20 protein-coding genes are annotated in these 19,721 nt (G+C 44.7%); 12 read left to right on the top strand and 8 right to left on the bottom strand.

Annotated elements, in window-relative coordinates; genetic code table 11:
* Position 1: 1 nt before the first annotated feature.
* From gldF to DXN04_RS06870, 3 genes are all read right to left on the bottom strand, one after another.
* Positions 2 to 736, bottom strand: coding sequence for a gliding motility-associated ABC transporter permease subunit GldF (gldF, locus tag DXN04_RS06880; RefSeq protein ID WP_116852598.1), 735 nt, complete (start codon positions 734 to 736; stop codon positions 2 to 4).
* Between the two features lie 215 nt (positions 737 to 951).
* Positions 952 to 1,392, bottom strand: a complete 441-nt coding sequence (locus DXN04_RS06875) for an iron-sulfur cluster assembly scaffold protein (protein ID WP_116852597.1) — start codon at positions 1,390 to 1,392, stop codon at positions 952 to 954.
* 99 nt (positions 1,393 to 1,491) lie between these two features.
* Positions 1,492 to 2,709 carry an IscS subfamily cysteine desulfurase gene (locus DXN04_RS06870; protein WP_317128894.1) on the bottom strand — a complete coding sequence of 406 codons (1,218 nt, stop codon included), beginning with the start codon at positions 2,707 to 2,709 and terminating at the stop codon, positions 1,492 to 1,494.
* A gap of 96 nt (positions 2,710 to 2,805) precedes the next feature.
* On the opposite strand from DXN04_RS06870, the gene mce reads away from it, so the two are divergent.
* Positions 2,806 to 3,207, top strand: coding sequence for a methylmalonyl-CoA epimerase (gene mce, locus DXN04_RS06865; protein WP_116852596.1), 402 nt, complete (start codon positions 2,806 to 2,808; stop codon positions 3,205 to 3,207).
* 401 nt (positions 3,208 to 3,608) lie between these two features.
* Here the strand turns inward: mce and DXN04_RS06860 are convergent, their stop codons facing one another.
* Positions 3,609 to 4,889 (bottom strand): UDP-N-acetylmuramoyl-tripeptide--D-alanyl-D-alanine ligase, encoded by a 1,281-nt coding sequence (locus DXN04_RS06860; protein WP_116852595.1) that lies wholly within the window; start codon positions 4,887 to 4,889, stop codon positions 3,609 to 3,611.
* Between the two features lie 316 nt (positions 4,890 to 5,205).
* Between DXN04_RS06860 and DXN04_RS06855 the strand changes: the two genes are divergently transcribed.
* The 6 genes from DXN04_RS06855 to DXN04_RS06830 all read left to right on the top strand — a co-directional run bounded on the left by DXN04_RS06855 (position 5,206) and on the right by DXN04_RS06830 (position 10,069).
* The gene (locus DXN04_RS06855) at positions 5,206 to 5,577 is read left to right on the top strand and encodes a hypothetical protein (RefSeq protein ID WP_147319862.1); all 372 of its coding nucleotides are present in this window, start codon (positions 5,206 to 5,208) and stop codon (positions 5,575 to 5,577) included.
* A 34-nt stretch (positions 5,578 to 5,611) separates the two neighbouring features.
* Positions 5,612 to 6,160, top strand: coding sequence for a YceI family protein (locus tag DXN04_RS06850; protein ID WP_116852593.1), 549 nt, complete (start codon positions 5,612 to 5,614; stop codon positions 6,158 to 6,160).
* 33 nt (positions 6,161 to 6,193) lie between these two features.
* Positions 6,194 to 7,114 (top strand): DUF5777 family beta-barrel protein, encoded by a 921-nt coding sequence (locus DXN04_RS06845; protein WP_116852592.1) that lies wholly within the window; start codon positions 6,194 to 6,196, stop codon positions 7,112 to 7,114.
* 213 nt (positions 7,115 to 7,327) lie between these two features.
* Positions 7,328 to 7,654, top strand: coding sequence for a DUF4157 domain-containing protein (locus tag DXN04_RS06840; protein ID WP_116852591.1), 327 nt, complete (start codon positions 7,328 to 7,330; stop codon positions 7,652 to 7,654).
* A gap of 119 nt (positions 7,655 to 7,773) precedes the next feature.
* Complete coding sequence (gene apaG / locus DXN04_RS06835) at positions 7,774 to 8,160, top strand: Co2+/Mg2+ efflux protein ApaG (protein ID WP_072364286.1); 387 nt, start codon at positions 7,774 to 7,776, stop codon at positions 8,158 to 8,160.
* Between the two features lie 166 nt (positions 8,161 to 8,326).
* Complete coding sequence (locus DXN04_RS06830) at positions 8,327 to 10,069, top strand: c-type cytochrome (protein ID WP_116853371.1); 1,743 nt, start codon at positions 8,327 to 8,329, stop codon at positions 10,067 to 10,069.
* Between the two features lie 5 nt (positions 10,070 to 10,074).
* On the opposite strand, the gene DXN04_RS06825 is transcribed toward DXN04_RS06830, so the two are convergent.
* On the bottom strand, positions 10,075 to 10,368 hold the full coding sequence (locus tag DXN04_RS06825; protein WP_116852590.1) for a helix-turn-helix domain-containing protein: 294 nt from the start codon (positions 10,366 to 10,368) through the stop codon (positions 10,075 to 10,077).
* 370 nt (positions 10,369 to 10,738) lie between these two features.
* The gene (gene gldB, locus DXN04_RS06820; protein ID WP_116852589.1) at positions 10,739 to 11,788 is read right to left on the bottom strand and encodes a gliding motility lipoprotein GldB; all 1,050 of its coding nucleotides are present in this window, start codon (positions 11,786 to 11,788) and stop codon (positions 10,739 to 10,741) included.
* A 67-nt stretch (positions 11,789 to 11,855) separates the two neighbouring features.
* Here gldB and DXN04_RS06815 point away from each other — a divergent pair, with 67 nt between their 5' ends.
* From DXN04_RS06815 to DXN04_RS06795, 5 genes are all read left to right on the top strand, one after another.
* Positions 11,856 to 12,539, top strand: a complete 684-nt coding sequence (locus DXN04_RS06815) for a porin family protein (protein WP_116852588.1) — start codon at positions 11,856 to 11,858, stop codon at positions 12,537 to 12,539.
* Positions 12,540 to 12,642: 103 nt separating this feature from the next.
* A complete protein-coding gene (locus tag DXN04_RS06810) occupies positions 12,643 to 14,307 on the top strand; it encodes an NAD+ synthase (RefSeq protein ID WP_116852587.1) in 1,665 nt (554 codons plus the stop codon).
* A gap of 115 nt (positions 14,308 to 14,422) precedes the next feature.
* Positions 14,423 to 15,694, top strand: coding sequence for a serine--tRNA ligase (gene serS, locus DXN04_RS06805; protein WP_116852586.1), 1,272 nt, complete (start codon positions 14,423 to 14,425; stop codon positions 15,692 to 15,694).
* A 103-nt stretch (positions 15,695 to 15,797) separates the two neighbouring features.
* Positions 15,798 to 16,343 carry a GNAT family N-acetyltransferase gene (locus DXN04_RS06800; protein ID WP_158568882.1) on the top strand — a complete coding sequence of 182 codons (546 nt, stop codon included), beginning with the start codon at positions 15,798 to 15,800 and terminating at the stop codon, positions 16,341 to 16,343.
* 1 nt (position 16,344) lies between these two features.
* Positions 16,345 to 17,418: a HesA/MoeB/ThiF family protein gene (locus tag DXN04_RS06795; RefSeq protein WP_116852584.1), complete on the top strand. Its 1,074-nt coding sequence runs from the start codon at positions 16,345 to 16,347 to the stop codon at positions 17,416 to 17,418.
* Between the two features lie 123 nt (positions 17,419 to 17,541).
* Here the strand turns inward: DXN04_RS06795 and DXN04_RS06790 are convergent, their stop codons facing one another.
* Positions 17,542 to 18,675, bottom strand: coding sequence for a PepSY-associated TM helix domain-containing protein (locus DXN04_RS06790; RefSeq protein ID WP_116852583.1), 1,134 nt, complete (start codon positions 18,673 to 18,675; stop codon positions 17,542 to 17,544).
* Positions 18,676 to 18,755: 80 nt separating this feature from the next.
* Entirely contained in the window at positions 18,756 to 19,721 is a 966-nt protein-coding gene (gene moaA, locus DXN04_RS06785) for a GTP 3',8-cyclase MoaA (RefSeq protein ID WP_116852582.1), read from the bottom strand.

The raw sequence follows: 19,721 nt of genomic DNA, 5'->3' as shown, positions 1-19,721 counted from the left end.
TTCAATCCCAGATTCTTCTTTGTAATGACAACCTCGTTAAATAGAGCATCAATGCAATAATACTGAAGAAGTAAACTACATCCCGGCTATCAATGACACCCCTGCTGATAGAGGTGTAATGGAAGCGGATACCGGCCATTTGCAGGTAGTAGTCCGCCGAACCGCTGAAGGCAGGCAACTTACTCAGTGAATCGAATCCATAATAGAATATAAAACAGGTGAAAATTGCGGTAAGGAAAGCAACCACAGAGTTTGTGGTAAGAGAGGATGCCCACACACCAATGGCGGTGAAAACGGCTCCCAATAGGAAAAGACCGATGTAGGAACCGGCAATGCCACCGTTGTCCAGCACCGTATTTTGAGCGCTGAGCTTGCGGATAGCAATATAATAAACGAAAGTAGGGATCAGTGAAATCAATACGATCAGCAAGCCTGCAAAGAATTTCCCGTTCACGATCTGCCACCAGCTGAGGGGTTTGGTACTCAGGAGCTCCATAGTGCCTGATTTGAATTCATCGGCAAAGGAACGCATGGTGATAGCGGGAATAAGGAGCAGGTAAATAATCGGTGCCAGGTTGAAGAGTGGATCCAGGTTAGCATAACCATAGTCCAGCAGACTGGTGTCCGGGAATACGAATAGCAATAAGCCATTTGCCAGCAGGAAGAGGATAATAGCGATATACCCTGTGATGCTGCTGAAAAACTGATGGATTTCCTTTCTGAATATTGCTAGCATAGTAATTTGACTGAAAGTACAAATATATATATTATTTAAGCTGCAAGCGTTAGAATATAATTGATCCGTTCCGGGCAATGCATTTTACCTGCCGCAGGCCAAATAATAAATCCCCTATATAGCGCAGAATTCAGAAAAATATTGCAGAGAGTAAACCTTATCAACCGGGGGGAGCCCCCGGATGTATACAAAAGACAATCTTGAAAAAAAATCAATCAATCCCTTTCGTCATAATAGTCGGCTGGTTCTTCATACTCTTCCTCCGCAGGCTCCATTCCATTCTTCACCCGATAATCATTAATTGCAGCCCGCACAGCATCCTCAGTCAAAATCGCACTATGAATTTTTGAAGGCGGTAAACTTAAGGCTTCCACAATCTCCATGTGATCTAAACGGAAAGCCTCTTCAATTGTCTTCCCCTTAATCCATTCAGTAACGATAGAAGAACACGCGATAGCTGAACCACAGCCAAAGGTCTTGAATCGCGCGTCCCTGATTACGTGAGTGACAGGGTTTACTTCCACCTGAAACCTCACCACATCAACGTATTCCGAGACATGTACCAACCCCGTACCTACATGCTGGGAACTTTTATCCAGCGTGCCGGCATTCCTGGGGTTGTTGTAGTACTCCAGTACTCTTTCAGCGTAAGACATAAGCATAAGTATAAAGCATCAAATAATCCAGAGACCCGTTTCTCTGTCGGCCGTTTATAGTTGGTTTATGCAATCATTCGGCCAGATTTTTCCGTATTGTCAATGATGCGACCATTCGATCGCGTTCATGTCCACTCCCTCCTTGAACATTTCCCACAGGGGACTGATTTCGCGCAGTCTGTTCACGGTTGCTGTTACAGCATTGATGGTATAGTCTATTTCTTCTTCAGTAGTGAATCTCCCCAACCCAAAGCGCAGTGAAGAATGAGCAAGGTCATCCCCCAGGCCCAATGCTTTCAGTACATAGCTGGGTTCCGGCGAAGCAGATGTACAGGCAGAGCCGGAAGACAATGCGACTTCCTTGCCAAAGCCCATCAGCAGGGCCTCTCCTTCTACATACCTGAAGGATATATTGCTTACATGTGGCAGGCGATGTGTACGACTACCATTTACATAAGTCTCTTCCAGTTGTAATAACGCATTTTCCAGCTTATCCCGCATAGCAGCCAACCTTTTTCCTTCCTCCTCCATTTCCTGCAAAGCCAGCTCACAGGCCTTACCAAACCCTGCAATAGCAGGCACATTCAGGGTGCCGGAGCGCATACCACGTTCATGTCCCCCGCCATCCATTTGCGCAGTTACCTTTACCCTGGGTGATTTACGCCGAACATATAATGCCCCGATCCCCTTAGGACCATATAATTTGTGTGCACTAAAGGCAGCCAGGTCAATCCCATCTTTATTTACATTCACAGGAATCTTACCTGCAGCCTGGGTGATATCGCTCATCATCAGTACACCGTGACGCTTGGCAACGGCACTGATTTCGCGGATAGGATTGATGGAACCAATCTCGTTATTAGCGTACATTACAGCTACGAGAATCGTTTTAGCAGTTATAGCAGATTCAAGCTCTTTCAGGTCAATCATACCCTCATGATTCACTTTCAGGTAGGTCACAGATGCGCCCAACTTTTCAAGATGCCTGCAGGTATCAAGTATAGCTTTATGTTCTATTTCGGTAGTAATAATATGGTTTCCCTTGTCAGCGTACATTTCAAATACACCTTTGAGGGCGAGGTTGTCAGCTTCAGTAGCACCGGAAGTGAAGATGATTTCTTTAGGATCCGCGCCTATCAGGGCAGCTACCTGCTCCCTTGCCAGATCTACCGCAGCTTCTGCAGCCCATCCATAAGCATGATGACGGCTGCTGGCGTTGCCAAAGTGCTGTGTAAAGTACGGAAGCATCGTCTCCAGCACCCTTGGATCCAGGGGCGTAGTAGCATTGTTATCTAAATACACAGGCAGTTGCAACATACACAAGATTTTATACTACAAATTTAACGAATTGCTATCATCAAGGTACGAATTCATGGCGAACAGGATTTAGCCATTTTGTGTTAATTTGCTAACATGTTGAAAGTAGAACATATAGGTATTGCTGTACAGTCATTACAAAATTCAATTCCCCTGTTTGAAGCACTGCTCAACACTTCCTGCTATAAACAGGAGCAGGTAGACAGTGAAGCAGTCCGGACCGCTTTCTTCAGGAAAGGTGAAACAAAAGTGGAATTACTTGAACCAACAAGCCCCGAAAGTGTGATAGCGCGTTTTTTGGAAAAGAAAGGAGAAGGAATGCATCATATCGCTTTCGATGTCGCTGATATTCATGCTGAAATGGCTCGCCTCGCTGCCGCCGGATTTACCCTGCTTCACCCGGAACCAAAGAAGGGGGCAGACAATAAGTTAGTGTGTTTTTTACACCCCAAGGGTACCAATGGCGTACTTGTAGAACTATGCCAGGAAATATTTTAAAAATTTCCAGTTTTTTTAAATCCACCTTTTATCTGGTTACGTAGATATATCAGACTCTGTAGCAGACACGTTAATTATAAATTGAAAAACATTTTTTAAACAATAGTCATTATTATTTGTTAAGACTTGTAGCTTGGGAATGTTCGGGAAATGCAAATTATCATTATCGATATACCTAAGAATTTAAATTACACAACCAAAAGCAACTAAACACTACTAATAATCACCTTAAAAATATTGTATCTCCCCTCATTCATTGAAAAATGAAGACGGGCATGGTATATAAAAATACTCTAAAGTTGGCATAGGTTATGAACACCTGCGGGCTTTTTAGCTTGCAGGTCTCTTTTTTTATAGAGAGATCTATTCCCGCCTGAAGCAGGAATAGATCTATAAAGAACTTACTGAATCACCTTCTCCATACCCATACTTCTCGATCCCTTGATTAATATATACGTATCCGTAAACTCCTGCTGCTTCAGCCATTCAGCTGCCGCTGCTGCGTTTTCCATATATATATACGGGTGCTTTACCTTACTGAAGTCGCCACCTACCAATACTACTGCATGCCAATGAGTTCGCTGGAGTAAATCTACCAGCGCCTGGTGCTCAGCAATACTGTCAGGCCCTAATTCCATCATACCGCCGAGCAACAATACTTTCTGTGCTGCTTCAATCCCGGCAAAGTTTTCGATTGCCGCTTTCATACTGGATGGGTTGGCATTGTATGCATCCATAATCACAGTATTACTTCCCTGCTTAATTACCTGCGAACGGTTGTTCGAAGGAATATATCCCGCAATGGCTTCACGAATAGTTTCGCCCGGAATATTGAAGTATAGACCTACCGCCACAGCGGCCATAACATTCGGAAAATTATAAGCACCTACCAGTTGTGTAGGAATCAATCCTGCCGCTTCATTACTCGTTACTTTCACACTCAGCAATGCACTGTCAGCAATTGGCTCACCTGTATAGGTAGCATCTTTCTGCCCATAAGTAATAACCTGTGGAATACCCTTGCTCATCTCAAGCAGGTAAGGATATTCATTGCATAAGAATACCGTGCCTTCGTTCGCTCTCAGGAAATCATACAACTCACCCTTTGCACGACGCACCCCTTCCGGACTACCAAAGCCTTCCAGGTGAGCCTTCCCGATATTGGTAATAATTCCATGAGTAGGCAGTGCTATTTTGCAATATGCTTCTATTTCATGTTCATGATTCGCACCCATTTCAATCACTGCAATCTCAGCATCTGCAGGAATACGCAGAATAGTCAGCGGCACACCAATATGATTGTTGAAATTACCAATAGTAGCAGTTGTTTTGAACTCCGCTGCCAGTACAGTACTTACCAGCTCTTTGGTAGTAGTTTTACCATTCGTACCAGTGATCGCAAGAAATGGAATCTTCAATTGCCTGCGATGATGTAATGCCAGCTGCTGCAGCGTAGACAGCACATCAGTAGTCAACATCATTTTGTCCGGCTGAGTATTATATTCAGCTTCATCTATAACTGCGAGTACAGCACCTGCTTCCAGTGCCGCTGCTGCATAGGCATTCCCGTTAAAATTGGGGCCTTTCAAAGCAAAGAAAATGTCGCCCTGCTTAAGCTGGCGCGTATCAGTCTGGATAGATGGATGATTGCGGTAAACTTCGTATAACTGCGCTATGTTCATAAAAACAAATGTAACATATAATGAAATATCTTGGTAAGCGGAATACAGCACTTTTGCATGCGATCAGGAAACTGAAATGACTGTAAGTGAAGTACAGTTTTTTCAGGTATTTCCCTCAAATAAGGAGTAATCCACACTTTTTACACCGCAAAAATCCCCCCAAATTTCCCGTGAAAAATAAAATATTATTTATAAATATATCTTCTATATTTGTTCCAACATATAACCATATCGCGACTCAAATAACCATCACTCGACCATATTAAAAGACCTGGCTGGACAAAACCAGCTATAGCATGACCAAATGAATAAACCTATGCAAACACTTGCGCTGGCAGTGTTATTTCTTAGCCTGCTCGTCTACGGATGTACTGCTGAAAAAGCGCCAGCCCCTGACTCAGGAATCACTGTTACTGCCTGCGACACCGCCGTTATCACCTCTGCTTACATTCTGACTGCCGTTTCAGATAAATGTACAAGCAGGGGATGTCACAAAGGAACCGGTTCTACCGCATCTACGAATTTCACTACCTACGCAGGGATCAAAGGTTACATTACCAGCAATGAAGCCCTCTGGAAATCACGCGTTACAGGTGCTGATGCCGACATGCCTCCCGGTTCTACAAAATTGACCCAGGGCATGAAAGATTCCATTGACTGCTGGATCTCTCATGGAATGCCCGAATAAGTTACTATTCAAAAAATCCTAAAAAAGTAAAACAATGAAACATTGCATTGTGCTGTTGACAACCTTGCTCTTGTTACAGCTGCGCACGATCGCCCAGGACATCTATTCCTGCAAAAACACAACCCTGTCTTTCTTTTCTGCTACTCCTATGGAAGACATAGATGCTGTAACCAACAAAGCCGTATCTGCTATCAATGGAAAAACAGGCGCTGTCTACTTTAAAGTCGCCATCAACACTTTTAAATTCAAAAAGTCACTGATGGAAGAACACTTCAATGAAAACTACCTGGAGAGCGACAAGTATCCTACTGCGGAATTCAAAGGTAAAATCCTGGAAGTACCAGACCTGCACAAGGATGGCACCTATCCTGTAACAGTAGAAGGCACCATGAACATGCACGGTGTGGATAAAGTGTATCGCGAAAAAGGAACCATCACCGTCAAAGACGGCAAACCAACCCTCGATGCCAAATTCAATGTAAAGTTGGTAGATCACAAAATTAAAGTACCTACACTCGTAGTAAAGAACATTGCAGAAGTAATAGAAGTCACTGTAAAAGGTGCCTACCTGCCCGCTTCCTGAACCATTTAAAAACACACAACACACAACTCTTCTATGAAGCAAATATATTTGTTATTGCTGGCCTGTTGCTGCAGCCTGAGCTCTTTTGCGCAGGATGAACTGGCAAACATGTTTCAGGATAGTACTAAGCAGCATGAACCTGTTATTGCAACATTCAAATCAACCCGTATCATTCAGGGCAATTCTATCGAGACCCTCAAAAAGCATGAACTGGATTTCCGCGTAGATCATCGCTTTGGCGACATCGGCGGTGAATTCGGTGGCGGAAAAACAGCCTTTGGACTTGATAACTCTTCCGATATCCGTATCGCTTTTGAATATGGGATTACAGATCGCCTGATGGCAGGCATTTCCCGCTCTAAAGGCTCTGGTGGACTGACACAGCTCTATGAAGGATTAGCGAAGTACCAGCTGATCACGCAAACCACTGATGATCATATACCTGTCACGGTTACACTTTTTGGTAATGCTGTGGCAAGTGGTGCCACATCCAGCACCGTAAAATCCGATGCTGCATATTTTGATAAATTCAGTGACCGTGTATCTTATACCGGCCAGGTGATCATCGGGCGCAAATTCAATCGCAGTCTGTCGCTGGCACTATTGCCAACATTAGTACACCGTAACCGCGTGACCTATATGGACGAGAATGACATCTTTGCATTAGGCGGTGGCGGCCGTCTGAAATTCAGTAACCGCATGGCACTGCTGGTAGAATATTTCTATCCTTTCCGCAGTCAGGAATCGAAAGATTATTTTAAATCCAAAGGCCGCGAACTGTACAATCCACTCTCCGTAGGATTGGAAATAGAAACCGGCGGACACGTATTCCATATCAACTTCACCAACTCTACTGCCATCCTGGAAAACCAGTTCATACCTGAAACCACCACTTCCTGGTTACAAGGTCAGTTCAGATGGGGATTCAACATATCCAGAAGATTTTCATTATAGAAGTATAGCTGCGTGCCGGATCCAAAAGAGGCTCTATCAAAAGTAATCTGAAGGCATTGAGAATTACAAAAACGAAAATTCTCTCCATCAGATACCCGGATTAACCCCCGGGAATTTTACTTTTGATAGAGCCTCTTTTGTGCTTATAAAGCCTGTGCACGATTTTTGCCCCTGCGACTGGTATAAAGAATAGATTCGTATTTTTATAAGGTAATGGAAAAGCTTGTTTGCCATATCAAAGAAGGTTCATTCATAGCCCGTCTGGCTGCCCGCCGGATGAAAAGCCCGAATATGGCCATGGTGATTGGAAAAACTATTCATCTTTATGGAGTGAGCCGCAAGGAATTTTTGCGTCAACCCTGGTGGGTTCGCCACGAAGTGTGTCATATTATGCAATACCAGGAGCTGGGACTGATCCCCTTTCTCTGGCGTTACCTCTGGGAATGCAAAAAAGTAGGCTACTATGCGAACCGTTTTGAAGTAGCTGCCCGGGCCGCCGAAAACAATGCCAGCATCACTAACAGGGTGGTTTTTAGTTAAGTACTTGAAAAACAGGGATTTGTTGAATTCGCAAGAAAGTGTTAAAGTCTGAACTCATATTAATTTTTTGATAACACTGGATTTATTTTGCTTATTTTTACGTGAAACGGAGGTGTTCTATGGTAAAAAAAGTAACAGACGGAATCACCATCAGCGTGGAAACATTTTATCAACCGGATTATTCTAATCCGATTGGTAGTGAATTTATGTTCGCCTACCGTATCACTATTGAAAACAATAATACCTTTCCCATAAAGTTATTGCGCCGTCACTGGTACATCATTGACTCCAACGGTACACACCGCGAAGTAGAAGGAGAAGGTGTAGTAGGTGTACAACCACTGCTTGCCCCTACTGAGAGCTATCAGTACGTATCAGGCTCTAACCTGCGTACAGAGATCGGAAAGATGTATGGTACCTACCAGATGGAGAATCAACTTAACAAGAAACTTTTCGAGGTGAAAATCCCGGAGTTTCAAATGATTGTGCCCTTTAAGCTAAATTGATTTACTGATTTATACAGGTCTTATTGGTCATGGCAACAGATTGCCATGATATCTCATTTTTTGAAAAGTTCAAACCATTAATGACTGAAAATAGGTTTCATACCCAATATGAATGCCCTTTTTCATGAATAATTTGTTCGCACAGGTCTACCAAAATCAAGATATCATGTCTCGTACCTTCCTCATGCTCCTGCTGGTACTAAGCCAGTGTAAACCATCTCCTGTACATACCATATTACCTACTCCTGATCCCGATAATGGAGGACTCATTTTACCTGATAGTTTTGCTGCCGTAACAGTTACCCAGGGCATAGGGCCCGCCCGCCACCTGGCTGTAAATGAAAATGGAGACATCTATGTGAAACTTGCCTACAATGAGCAGCTCGAAGGGCGTGGTGGCACCGTAGCCCTCAGGGACAAAAACGGTGATGGCAAAGCCGATATAGTGGCCTATTTTGGTGACTACCAGGATGAAGGAGGACTGCCCGCGGGTATGAATATTTACAAGGGATACCTGTATTTCTCAACAGTGAAATATGTATTGCGAACCAAACTCACACCAGGACAATTAATTCCTGATGCCCCCACAGATACTATCATTACCGATACAGATACCGCACTTTTCAAACACTGGCATAGCGCAAAGCCCCTGGTCTTTGATCATGATGGCCATATCTATGTACCATTCGGCGCACCTACAGATGCTGCACAGGATATCAATACCGCAGGTCCGGGTGGTATGCCCGGCGGCAAAGGCGTAGATCCTGCGCCAGACCTGCAAAGGCATGGAGGTATATGGCGCTTCGATGCCAACAAAAAGGGGCAGACACAGGATGACGGAGAACTGTATGCTACAGGTATCCGAAGTGCATTAGGCCTTGCCTGGAGCCCTTTTGACAATACATTGTATATCGCCATGAATGGTATGGATAACTTTCATAACCGCTATCCCGGCATCTTTTCTGCCTGGCAGGCAGCCGTATTGCCTTCGGAACCTTTATTGAAAGTAACACCGCATTCCAACTTCGGTTGGCCCTACGCTTACTACGATCATATACAAGGCAGAAACATACTCTCCCCCGGCTATGGCGGCGATGGTAAGATCACAGCCAGAGCTGATAGTTTTGATGTGCCGGTAATGGGCTTCCCGGGCCACTGGGCACCGATGGATCTCCTGTTCTACGAAGGCAACCAGTTTCCGGATCGATATAAGAATGGTTGCTTCGTTGCCTTCCATGGTTCTACTGACAGGGCACCCTATCCGCAGGCAGGTTACATCGTTTGCTTCGTTCCTTTTGACAAAGGTAAACCTACCGGCAAGTGGGAAGTATTCGCAGATGGCTTCACTGACACCGATACCGTATTCAATACCAGCGATGCCCGCTATCGCCCTATGGGCCTGGCTACAGGTCCGGATGGCTCCCTGTACATAGCAGAATCCAACAAAGGGAAAATATGGAGGGTGATGTATAGAGGTGACAAACAATCATTCAATCCGTCTCAACTCACGGCGATGGAAGCACGAAAGTCACGCACTTATATCAAAACCCCGGATCCTGTTTTGGATATGGTGGGCAAAGGCAATGAAATGCATGGCCGGATGCTGTACAATTCATACTGCGCTACCTGTCACCAGCGTGATGGGAAAGGAGATAATAACCGCTATCCACCCTTAGCCGGCTCACCCTATCTCGCAGGTACAAAAGAACAGTTGATCAATATCGTGCTGAATGGATTAAAAGGAAAGATCTCTGTGAATGGAAAAACTTTTGATGGAATAATGCCGGCGCATGGCGCATTTCTGGATGACCAGTCGGTGGCATCCATCGTAGCATATATCAAGGACCGCTTCAATAATGAGGAAACAAGCGTAACTGCAGAAATGGTAAAGAAAGTAAGAGGTAAATAAGCCGTTTATTCCGACCTTGTAACAGTAAATCCTTCCGCAAAAAATTCCTGCGGTGTCATTTCGAGTCCATCAATGATCTTCAGGAGGGTGCTGAGGCGGATATCATCAAACTTCCCTGATTCGTACCTTGACATTCCAACACGGGAAATGTCGATATCATAGGCAAATGTTTCGTAAGACCTGAATCCCCGGTCTTTTCTTAAAAATTTTATGCGTTTTCCTAATTCTTCGAGGAAAATGTCGTGATCAAAATGACCAAGAACCGCCTTCTTTTTAGGTTCCTTCTTTTCTTTACCCATGTTGCAATTAACAAACTAAGTTTACTACAATCAACTCAACAATACAAGTGGTATTGTGATATGTATATTATATTGTACATTTTTCAGAAATAGTATTTATATTTGTATCGTAATCGTTAGATACACAATCAAATCATTATAAGCAATAAGAGGGTATACGTTTATAGAACATTTTGGGGTTAACTGATATGCTACAGGCGCTGAAATTTTTATTTCAGCCCTCTTCTTTCAAATGGAATTGCATTGGTGATTAGGCAAAAGGTATTTCCAATGCATCGTAGCTTCGCCGGAAGGCTGAATCTTCCCAATCCGGCTTCTATTTTTACGTTGAGCCAGATACGGTGGCCTGATTTTTCAGAGCCACCGTTTTTTATTTAGGTCTATATTTGGATTGCTGGAAGATGCTCATCGCATCTTTATTCTCCATCAGCTGTTGTAAAGTCACATCAGGGTGCGATTTCATATATGCCTGCACGATTCTCCAACCTACAAAAGAGCCAATTCTGCCAGGAGAGCCTTCCGGCATTCCCTGTGTAGAAGGGCCATCGTTCATAAAGTGCATATTGTTTTGCCAGTCAGATTTATACAACAAATCCTGCTGTACAAAATACTGCCAGATCATCTGCTCATTGTCAAAGCACCACTTCACCTGCTCCCCGGTATAACCCAGTCTCAGGCTATCATCTGTATAAGGCATCACCTGCTCCATAAAGTATTGGTGCTTACCTGCATTCACCAGCTGTATCACCAGTTTATCGCCTGGCTGGCCACCAGGATATAATTGCTGCGCCAGTACCTGTATACAGTTAGGCACCAGGTATTCAGAAGAAAACTTCCTCACCATATACCCCGGGTAATCAGGCAACATCCCATAAATCGGGAAATCCGCTCCCAGGTACATATCCAGTCCGATCCCTAAAGTAGAGTCTATCGTCACCGCACCATAATTACTGATCATAGAACTGAAAGTGACAACCCTGGTAGGCGGCTGGAACTTTGGGAAATAGTATTTGATGTACTTAAAGCTCTGCGCCAGATCGTCTTCAATCTGCTTTACATCCTTGTAATGCGCGTTGATAGAATCCTGCAAAAGACGGAAATCCTTGTTGCCTACCAGCATTTTTGTTTGCAATAAAACCATCTGGCTGGTATCGGAATAAGGGCCGAAATTCATAATATGCTCAATATAACCAGGCAGGAAGGTAGGATATTGCTGATCCAGTTTTTGTAAGGCAAACGTGATGTTCGCCGTATCCAACTTGTCCAGCGCCTGATCAAAACGGTCAATATGTACACTGATGGCAATTTTACTGACATCTGGCACGTTTTTATGTGTACATGCTGTCAGGCAGAACAATAAGAGAACATAGGGCAATAGCTGCTGACAAATACCGGTTAATTTATTAGTCTTATTTTGCATACTTCTACTAAACTACTGAGCGGTAAAAATATTATATACCTTGTATTAAAAAAAAGATAAAATTATCATGAGAAAGGCATTTTTGGTGATCCTGTTTTTAAAAATTGCATTGATAAGCAACGCACAACGCGGTTATTATGTAAAGGAGCACCGGGTAAGGCTGGGATTTAGGCTGGATCCTACAGTATCACTGCTGGTGCCACAGGAGTCAGGTATTGATAGAAATGCAGGTCGCCTGGGAATAAGTTTTGGGGTAATGGCGGACTTCCTCCTGGATGAGGCAGGGCATTATGCCTTTGCAACAGGTTTACAGATCACCACCGCAGGTAGCAAACTGAAATACGATGCCGGCAAAGGCCTGGATGACTATAAAGCAAATCCCGCTGAATATAATATCAAGGCAACTTATGTAGAAGTACCCCTGGCATTGAAACTCAAGGCAGAAACTGCCCCGGGAATGAATATCTTTGGCCAGTTCGGTACCTATTTAGGATTCCCGGTAAGAGGTCGCGCTGACGTAGTGAGCCTGACCCAATCTTATGACAAAGTAAATGTGCTGAGAGATTTACAGCCCGTAAACATTGGTTTGCTGGTAGGTGCAGGGGTAGAATATCCCCTTGGAGAAAACCTGACAGGCCTGGTAGGACTGGATTACAGAAACGGATTCATTGACGTGACCAGGAATGCAAAGTGGAATGATGGCAAGGTGAATATGAATAGTATAGCACTGAAATTGGGATTATTCTTTTAATAAGGATAGGGCATTTGCCCATAAAAAAACGCTCCTGCCAAAAGGTAGGAGCGTTTTTTGTTATAAAATTCAGGAAATTTGTGTCAGTCCAACGCTATTACAGATGAAAATTATCCTGGCTCAACAAAATTATCACATAGGCAATTTCGAATGGAACACCCAGCAGATCCTGAACGGGATCAAGACGGCTGAAGCGCAGGGCGCAGACCTCGTAGTCTTCTCTGAACTTTGTGTAAGTGGCTATCCTCCCAGGGATTTTCTGGAATTCGAGGACTTCATACAACAATGTTATGCTGCTATTGACAAGATCAGGGCATATACTCAAAATATAGCAGTGCTGGTAGGTGGCCCCTGCCGTAACCCTGCACCGGAAGGCAAAGACCTGTTCAATGCCGCCTGGTTCCTCTACGAAGGTGAGGTAAAGCAGATCATCCACAAAACCCTGCTACCTACCTACGATGTATTTGACGAATACCGTTATTTCGAGCCATCATTCGCCTGGAATGTCATCCCATTCAAAGGAAAGAAACTGGCTGTTACCGTTTGCGAAGATATCTGGAACCTGGGCGATAACCCACTCTATCGGATCTGTCCAATGGATCAGCTCATGGAACAACAGCCGGATGTAATGATCAATCTTTCTGCATCTCCGTTTGATTACGATCATGACGAAGACCGCAAAGAGATCATCCGCGCCAATGTACGCAAGTACAAACTGCCTATGTTCTACTGTAATACAGTCGGTTCTCAAACAGAAATCGTATTCGATGGAGGTTCCCTCATCTTCGATGCACAGGGCAATATCGTAAAGGAATTCCCTTACTTCACAGAAGCCATCGACGGCCTGGAACTGGAGCCTTTGCAGAATGCAACGAACACCGTTGCCGTAAAACCATATGTACCTGTTACAGAACTACTCTTCGATCACAACATAGATCGCATTCACCAGGCCATCCTGCTGGGTATCAAAGACTATTTTGGTAAGATGGGGTTCAAAAAGGCCATCCTGGGCTCTTCCGGTGGTATTGACAGCGCAGTGGTGCTGGCCCTTGCCGTAGAAGCCCTGGGCAAGGAAAATGTGCGTGCCATCTTAATGCCTTCTCCTTATTCAACCGAGCATTCCGTAGATGATGCCGTGGCTTTATCTAAAAACTTAGATAACCCATACGACATCATTCGCATCAATGATATTTATGAAAGCTTCCTGCAAACCCTGCAGCCATATTTCCAGGGCCTGCCATTCAACGTAGCGGAAGAAAACACACAATCCCGTATCCGCGGCAACCTGCTGATGGGATTGTCTAATAAATTCGGCTATATTCTGCTGAATACTTCCAATAAGAGTGAGCTGTCCACAGGCTATGGTACCCTGTATGGTGATATGGCTGGTGGCCTTTCTGTATTGGGAGACGTGTACAAGATGCAGGTCTATGCACTGGCAAGGTACATCAACCGCAATGGTGAAATCATTCCGCAGAACATTATTGACAAAGCTCCTTCAGCCGAATTACGTCCTAACCAGAAGGATAGTGATAGTCTGCCTGACTATGCGGTACTGGACAAAATACTTTACCAATACATAGAGCGCAGACAAGGGCCTAAGGAGATCATCGCACAGGGATTTGACCCAGCCCTGGTAGCGCGTACACTCAAATTGGTAAACAATAATGAGTATAAGAGGAACCAGTTTTGTCCTATTATTAGGGTGTCATCGAAGGCATTTGGCGTAGGCAGAAGGGTTCCGATCGTAGGGAAATATTTAAGCTAAATCTTTAAAAGCCGGCCGCCGGCCCCGCGATACTCAAAGAAACCTCTTCTGCTGAAGGCGGAAGAGGTTTTTTCATGCTTTCTCTTATCTTTGGCAAAATTTAATTGATCGTACAATGTTACAAGTTCCGTTCATTCGTCAAAACAAAGAACTGGTACTGGAACGTCTGGCTTTGAAAAACTTCAAAGAAATCCAGCTCGTTGATGAAGTACTGGCACTGGATGACAAGCGCAAAAAGCTGACGCTGGAATATGATGAAACCCAAGCCCAGGTAAACTCCGCTTCAAAAGAAATCGGTAAACTGATGGCTCAGGGTCAGAAAGATACTGCTGATCTGCGCAAATCGGAAGTAGCATCATTAAAAGAGAAATTACAGCCTATCAATGAAGAACTGATTGCCACTGAGAAGTTGCTGCACGATACATTGGTACAACTCCCTAACCTCCCCGCTGCCATCGTGCCTCCCGGAAAAACCCCGGAAGAAAACCTGGAAGTAGGTAAAGGTGGTGACATCCCTACCCTCTACGAAGGTGCGGTGCCTCACTGGGACCTGGTTAAAAAATACGACCTCATCGACTTTGAACTCGGTAATAAAATCACCGGTAGCGGTTTCCCTGTTTACAAAAACAAAGGTGCCCGTTTACAGCGCGCTATGATCCAGTACTTCCTGGATTACAACATCAGCAAGGGTTACACCGAATACCAGGTGCCTCACATGGTAAACGAAGCCTCTGCTTATGGTACCGGCCAGTTGCCAGACAAAGAAGGACAGATGTACCACATCGGCGAAGACGGGTTCTACATGATCCCAACTGCCGAAGTACCACTCACCAACATCTACCGCGACGAGATCCTGAAAGATACAGACCTGCCTGTACGCATGACAGGGTATACCCCTTGTTTCCGCCGCGAAGCAGGTTCTTATGGTAAAGATGTGCGTGGTCTGAACCGCCTGCACCAGTTTGACAAAGTAGAACTGGTACAGCTCGTTCACCCTGATAAATCTTACGAAGTACTGGACGAAATGGTAGCACATGTAGAAGGCCTGATTCAGTCCCTGCAACTGCCCTACCGCATTCTGCGCCTTTGTGGTGGCGATATGAGCTTTACCTCTGCCCTCACTTACGACTTCGAAGTATACAGCACCGCACAGCAGAAATGGCTGGAAGTGAGCTCTGTATCCAACTTCGAATCTTATCAGACTAACCGCGCCAAGATCCGCTTCAAAGATGGTGGTGGAAAACCTCAGCTGGTTCACTCCCTGAATGGTAGCTCCCTGGCCCTGCCACGTATCCTGGCATGTATCCTGGAAAATAACCAGACGGCAGAAGGTATCCTGATTCCGGAAGTGCTGCGGCCATATTTCGGCAGCGACAAAATCGCATAATGTAAGATCTCATTATAATGAAAAGGCTATCTCAGCAATGAGATGGCCTTTTTTTATGAGTAGAAATATCTTAGCCCCATTTCTTATTACATTTGTATCTAATATGCAGCATTTTCTTCCCAATGGCCAAACCCTGGAAATCCGCCAGGCCGTACCGGACGATGCGCCCGTACTCCTATCCTATTTTCGCCAGTTGATCAGCGAAACGGATTTCCTGCTCTATACCCGCGAGGATGCAGCCTCCTGGACAGTGGAAGATGAAAGAGATTTCATTCATTCTTTTTCTAATCACACAAAAGACCTGCTGCTTTTAGCCTTTGCCGGCCATCAACCCGTAGGCACCCTCTCTATCCGCCAGAACACCTTCTCAAAAGAAGCCCATCTTTGCAATTTAGGAATCGGTGTACTCCATAGCTATTGGAACATGGGCATTGGCAGACGAATGATGACTGCGGCTACCCGCTGGGCGGAACAACATCCACAATTAGAAATTATTCAGCTGAGTGTACTTGCTAATAATGAAAGAGCAATTCAGTTATACCGTAACTTTGGCTTTATGGAATATGGTCGTATGCAAAAAGGTATACGCCAGCCAGATGGATCTTATGTAGATAATATCCTGATGTCGAAACGAGTAAAGCCATTGTAACATGAGGTATGACAGACATTTGAAACTGGAAGGATTTGGTCCTGCCAAACAAGAATTATTAAACAACGCAGCTATATTAGTAATCGGAGCCGGTGGATTAGGTGTGCCTGTATTACAGTACCTAACAGCAATGGGTATAGGTAAAATCGGAATTGTAGAACACGATACAATTTCTATCACCAACCTGCAAAGACAGGTCTTATACCATACCGCCGAACAAGGCCAGCCTAAGCTCTTTACAGCCATCAAACGCTTACAGCAACTCAATCCCGAAGTACAGTTCATACCGCACGATACCTGGCTCTCGCGGGATAACGCGCTGGAAATTTTAAAAGCCTACGATGTCATCGTCGATTGCTCTGACAACTTCGGTACGCGCTACCTGGTAAACGATGCCTGTGTACTGTTGAACAAACCATTTGTATACGGCGCTATTCATAAATACGAAGGACAGGTAAGCGTTTTCAACTATAAAGAAAGCGCTACTTATCGTTGCCTCTTCCCTGAACCACCGGCACCCGGTACTATGCAGAACTGCAGTGATATCGGTGTATTAGGCGTATTGCCCGGCATCATTGGTACCTATCAGGCCAATGAAGTCGTGAAGATCGTGTGTGGAATAGGAGAACCATTGAGCAATCAGTTACTGACCATCGATACATTAAGTAATATTCACCAGGTATTTCAGTTCAAACCTGTCAGACAACCCATCACAGCACTTATGGAAGAATACGATATCCCCTGCGATACAGGTGGTGTGCAGGCACTCAGCGTGCAGGAATTACATCAATGGTTGGAAGCAGGAAAAGAGGTACAGTTAATCGATGTGAGAGAACCTGATGAATGGGAGATTTGTAAACTGCCGCAGGCCGTCTTCATCCCTATGCGCATGGTAGGTGGGATGCTCCCCCAGCTGAGAAGAGACATTCCTACAGCCGTATTATGCCATCATGGAATGAGGAGTATGATGATCGCACAACAACTGGATGCTGCCGGCTTCCCTAAAGTATACAATGTAACGGGTGGTATACATGCATGGGCTTACGATATAGACGAAAATATGAACACGTACTAAATGAAAGAGGGATTGCAAAAGTAATTTGATGGTATTCTGTATTCAATAAAAGAAAATGCCCTCCATCAGGCATCCGCATAATGCCGGAAATTTTACTTTTGATACAAGCTCTTATTATTGCATTTAAGCGACGACAGATTTTTGTCTGGTTTGTTTTTTTACTATAGGTTTCTTGTGCTTCTTCCCCCACCAGATCAGGAATCCCGTCACCGGCAGCGATGCAGCTACGAGTGCACATATAAAAGCAAGGATCTTAGTAGGCCAGCCAAACAATCCTCCTGTATGTATAGGGTAAACCAGTCTTCTCGCCTGCGTGCCCCTGGTATCATTGGCAAATAATTTATCGCCTACAAAGGTACCGCTGCCTGGCTGGAAATAAAGTACATCTACAATGTGCGTAGTAATCCTGTCTGTATTCTCTTTACCTACAGTAATAGCCTGGTCCTTCTTTTCAGGGAAGCGAATATTTACAATACCATTGTAAGTAAGTCTTTGGTTGGTAGCAGCAAAGATCTTATCTAACCATGCAACGTCATTAATTTTTTCAGCCTTGCTTACAGGTGCTTCCACCTTGGATTGCGGCTTGCCATCAAATGCATAGAACAGCAGGTTATTCACCCATTTGTAACTCCAAATCAAACCAGTAATGGCGGTAATGAAAATAACCACATGAATGTAAAAACCAAAGACCGCATGCAAATCCCAGTTCAATCTTTTAAAACTGGCATTCCACTTTACTTTCATTCGCTGCTTACGGGCATTCTTCTTAGGCCACCATAGAATCAATCCACTGATGATGAGGAGGGTAAAAATGCTACAGGAAATACCTGTAATCATCTTACCGGTTTCACCCATGCACAGGTATCTGTGCAGGTTCTTTACCACTACAAAAAAGCGCTTTTGCTGCTCGCCGGAATAAATAATCTTGCCGGTATACGGGTCCATTACTACCATCAGCAAATCACCCTTGGCCTTCCCTTTTTTCAGGTAAAAAGTGACGGTGCTATTTGCTGCAGGTTGAATTTCAATATTATTAAGCTTGTTCTTTGGGTATGTATCCCGGATGGTCGCCGCGAGGGCATCCAGCGACATCCTTTCTGCACCTGCCGGTGCCTGTACACTAAAAAGAGAAGGTTCAAAAAGGTGTTCCAGTTCATCTTCAAACACCAAGAGGCTGCCACTCAGTGCAACCACGATAACCACCAGACCCGAGGCAAGCCCCAGCCAGAGATGTAACCAGCCAATTAATCGCTTCATTATCAATATGATCCCATATCAGACCTTACACAAGGTACAGCAGGAAAAGAAAGAGGGTTACTCGAATCGGGAAATTATATTTATCCGCCAATCACAGACATACTATCCCAGTGTTGGTTTTGGCGTTCAGCTTCAAATCCATCGGCTGCCCTGTTCCCCAGCGCGTTACGGATCTCGTTCATAATGAATGCATTGCTGGCTCCGCTACGCAGCAGATCCCTTACGTTCAATACATCACTTCCATACAGACAGGTTTTTAATCCTCCTGTAGGTGTAATCCTGAGCCGGTTGCAGGTACCGCAAAATGTTCTGCTGTAAGCGGGGATGACTCCTATCTGCCCCAGATAACCGGGTATCTGGTAATTAATACTTGTACTTTGTGGCGTACCAGGCAAGTGTTCCAGGGCATAGTATTCCCGTAATGAATCGAGAATGCGCAGGTAATTCCATTGATGGCCTGAGAAATCATGTCCCTGCCCGTTGAACGGCATTTCTTCGATGAACCGTACAGATACAGGTGTTTGCTTAGTCAGCTCTGCAAAGGCTTTTAGCTCATCCGTATTCACCCCACCCATGATCACCACATTCAATTTTACCAGCATATCATGTTCCAGCAGACTATACAAAGTCTGCATCACAGCCGGAAACTGGTCTCTTCGCGTGATTTCCAGGAAGCGCTCCCGCTGCAGGGTATCCAGGCTGAGGTTGATTTTCCGGATCCCTAAGGCTTTTAATTGAGAAATATAGGGCTGGGTAAGCACCCCATTAGTAGTGATAGAGATTTCAGGTATGAATGCTGTCAGTTCCGTCAATAAGGGCATCAGGTCTTTCCGGAGGAAAGGTTCACCTCCCGTAATCCGTAATTTATCAATCCCTGCAGCAGCCAGTGGTTTTAGCAGGGTGAGGATCTCCTCGTTCGTGAGCAGTTCCCTCCTTTGCAGAAACTGCATCTGCTCCGGCATGCAATAGGTACAGCGCAGGTTACAGCGATCAGTCACTGCCAGCCTGATGTAATTAATAATACGGTTATGTGCGTCTGTCAACAT

This window comes from Chitinophaga silvisoli, assembly GCF_003412465.1.
GTDB lineage: Bacteria > Bacteroidota > Bacteroidia > Chitinophagales > Chitinophagaceae > Chitinophaga > Chitinophaga silvisoli.
This window is presented reverse-complemented; position numbering and strand designations above follow the sequence as displayed.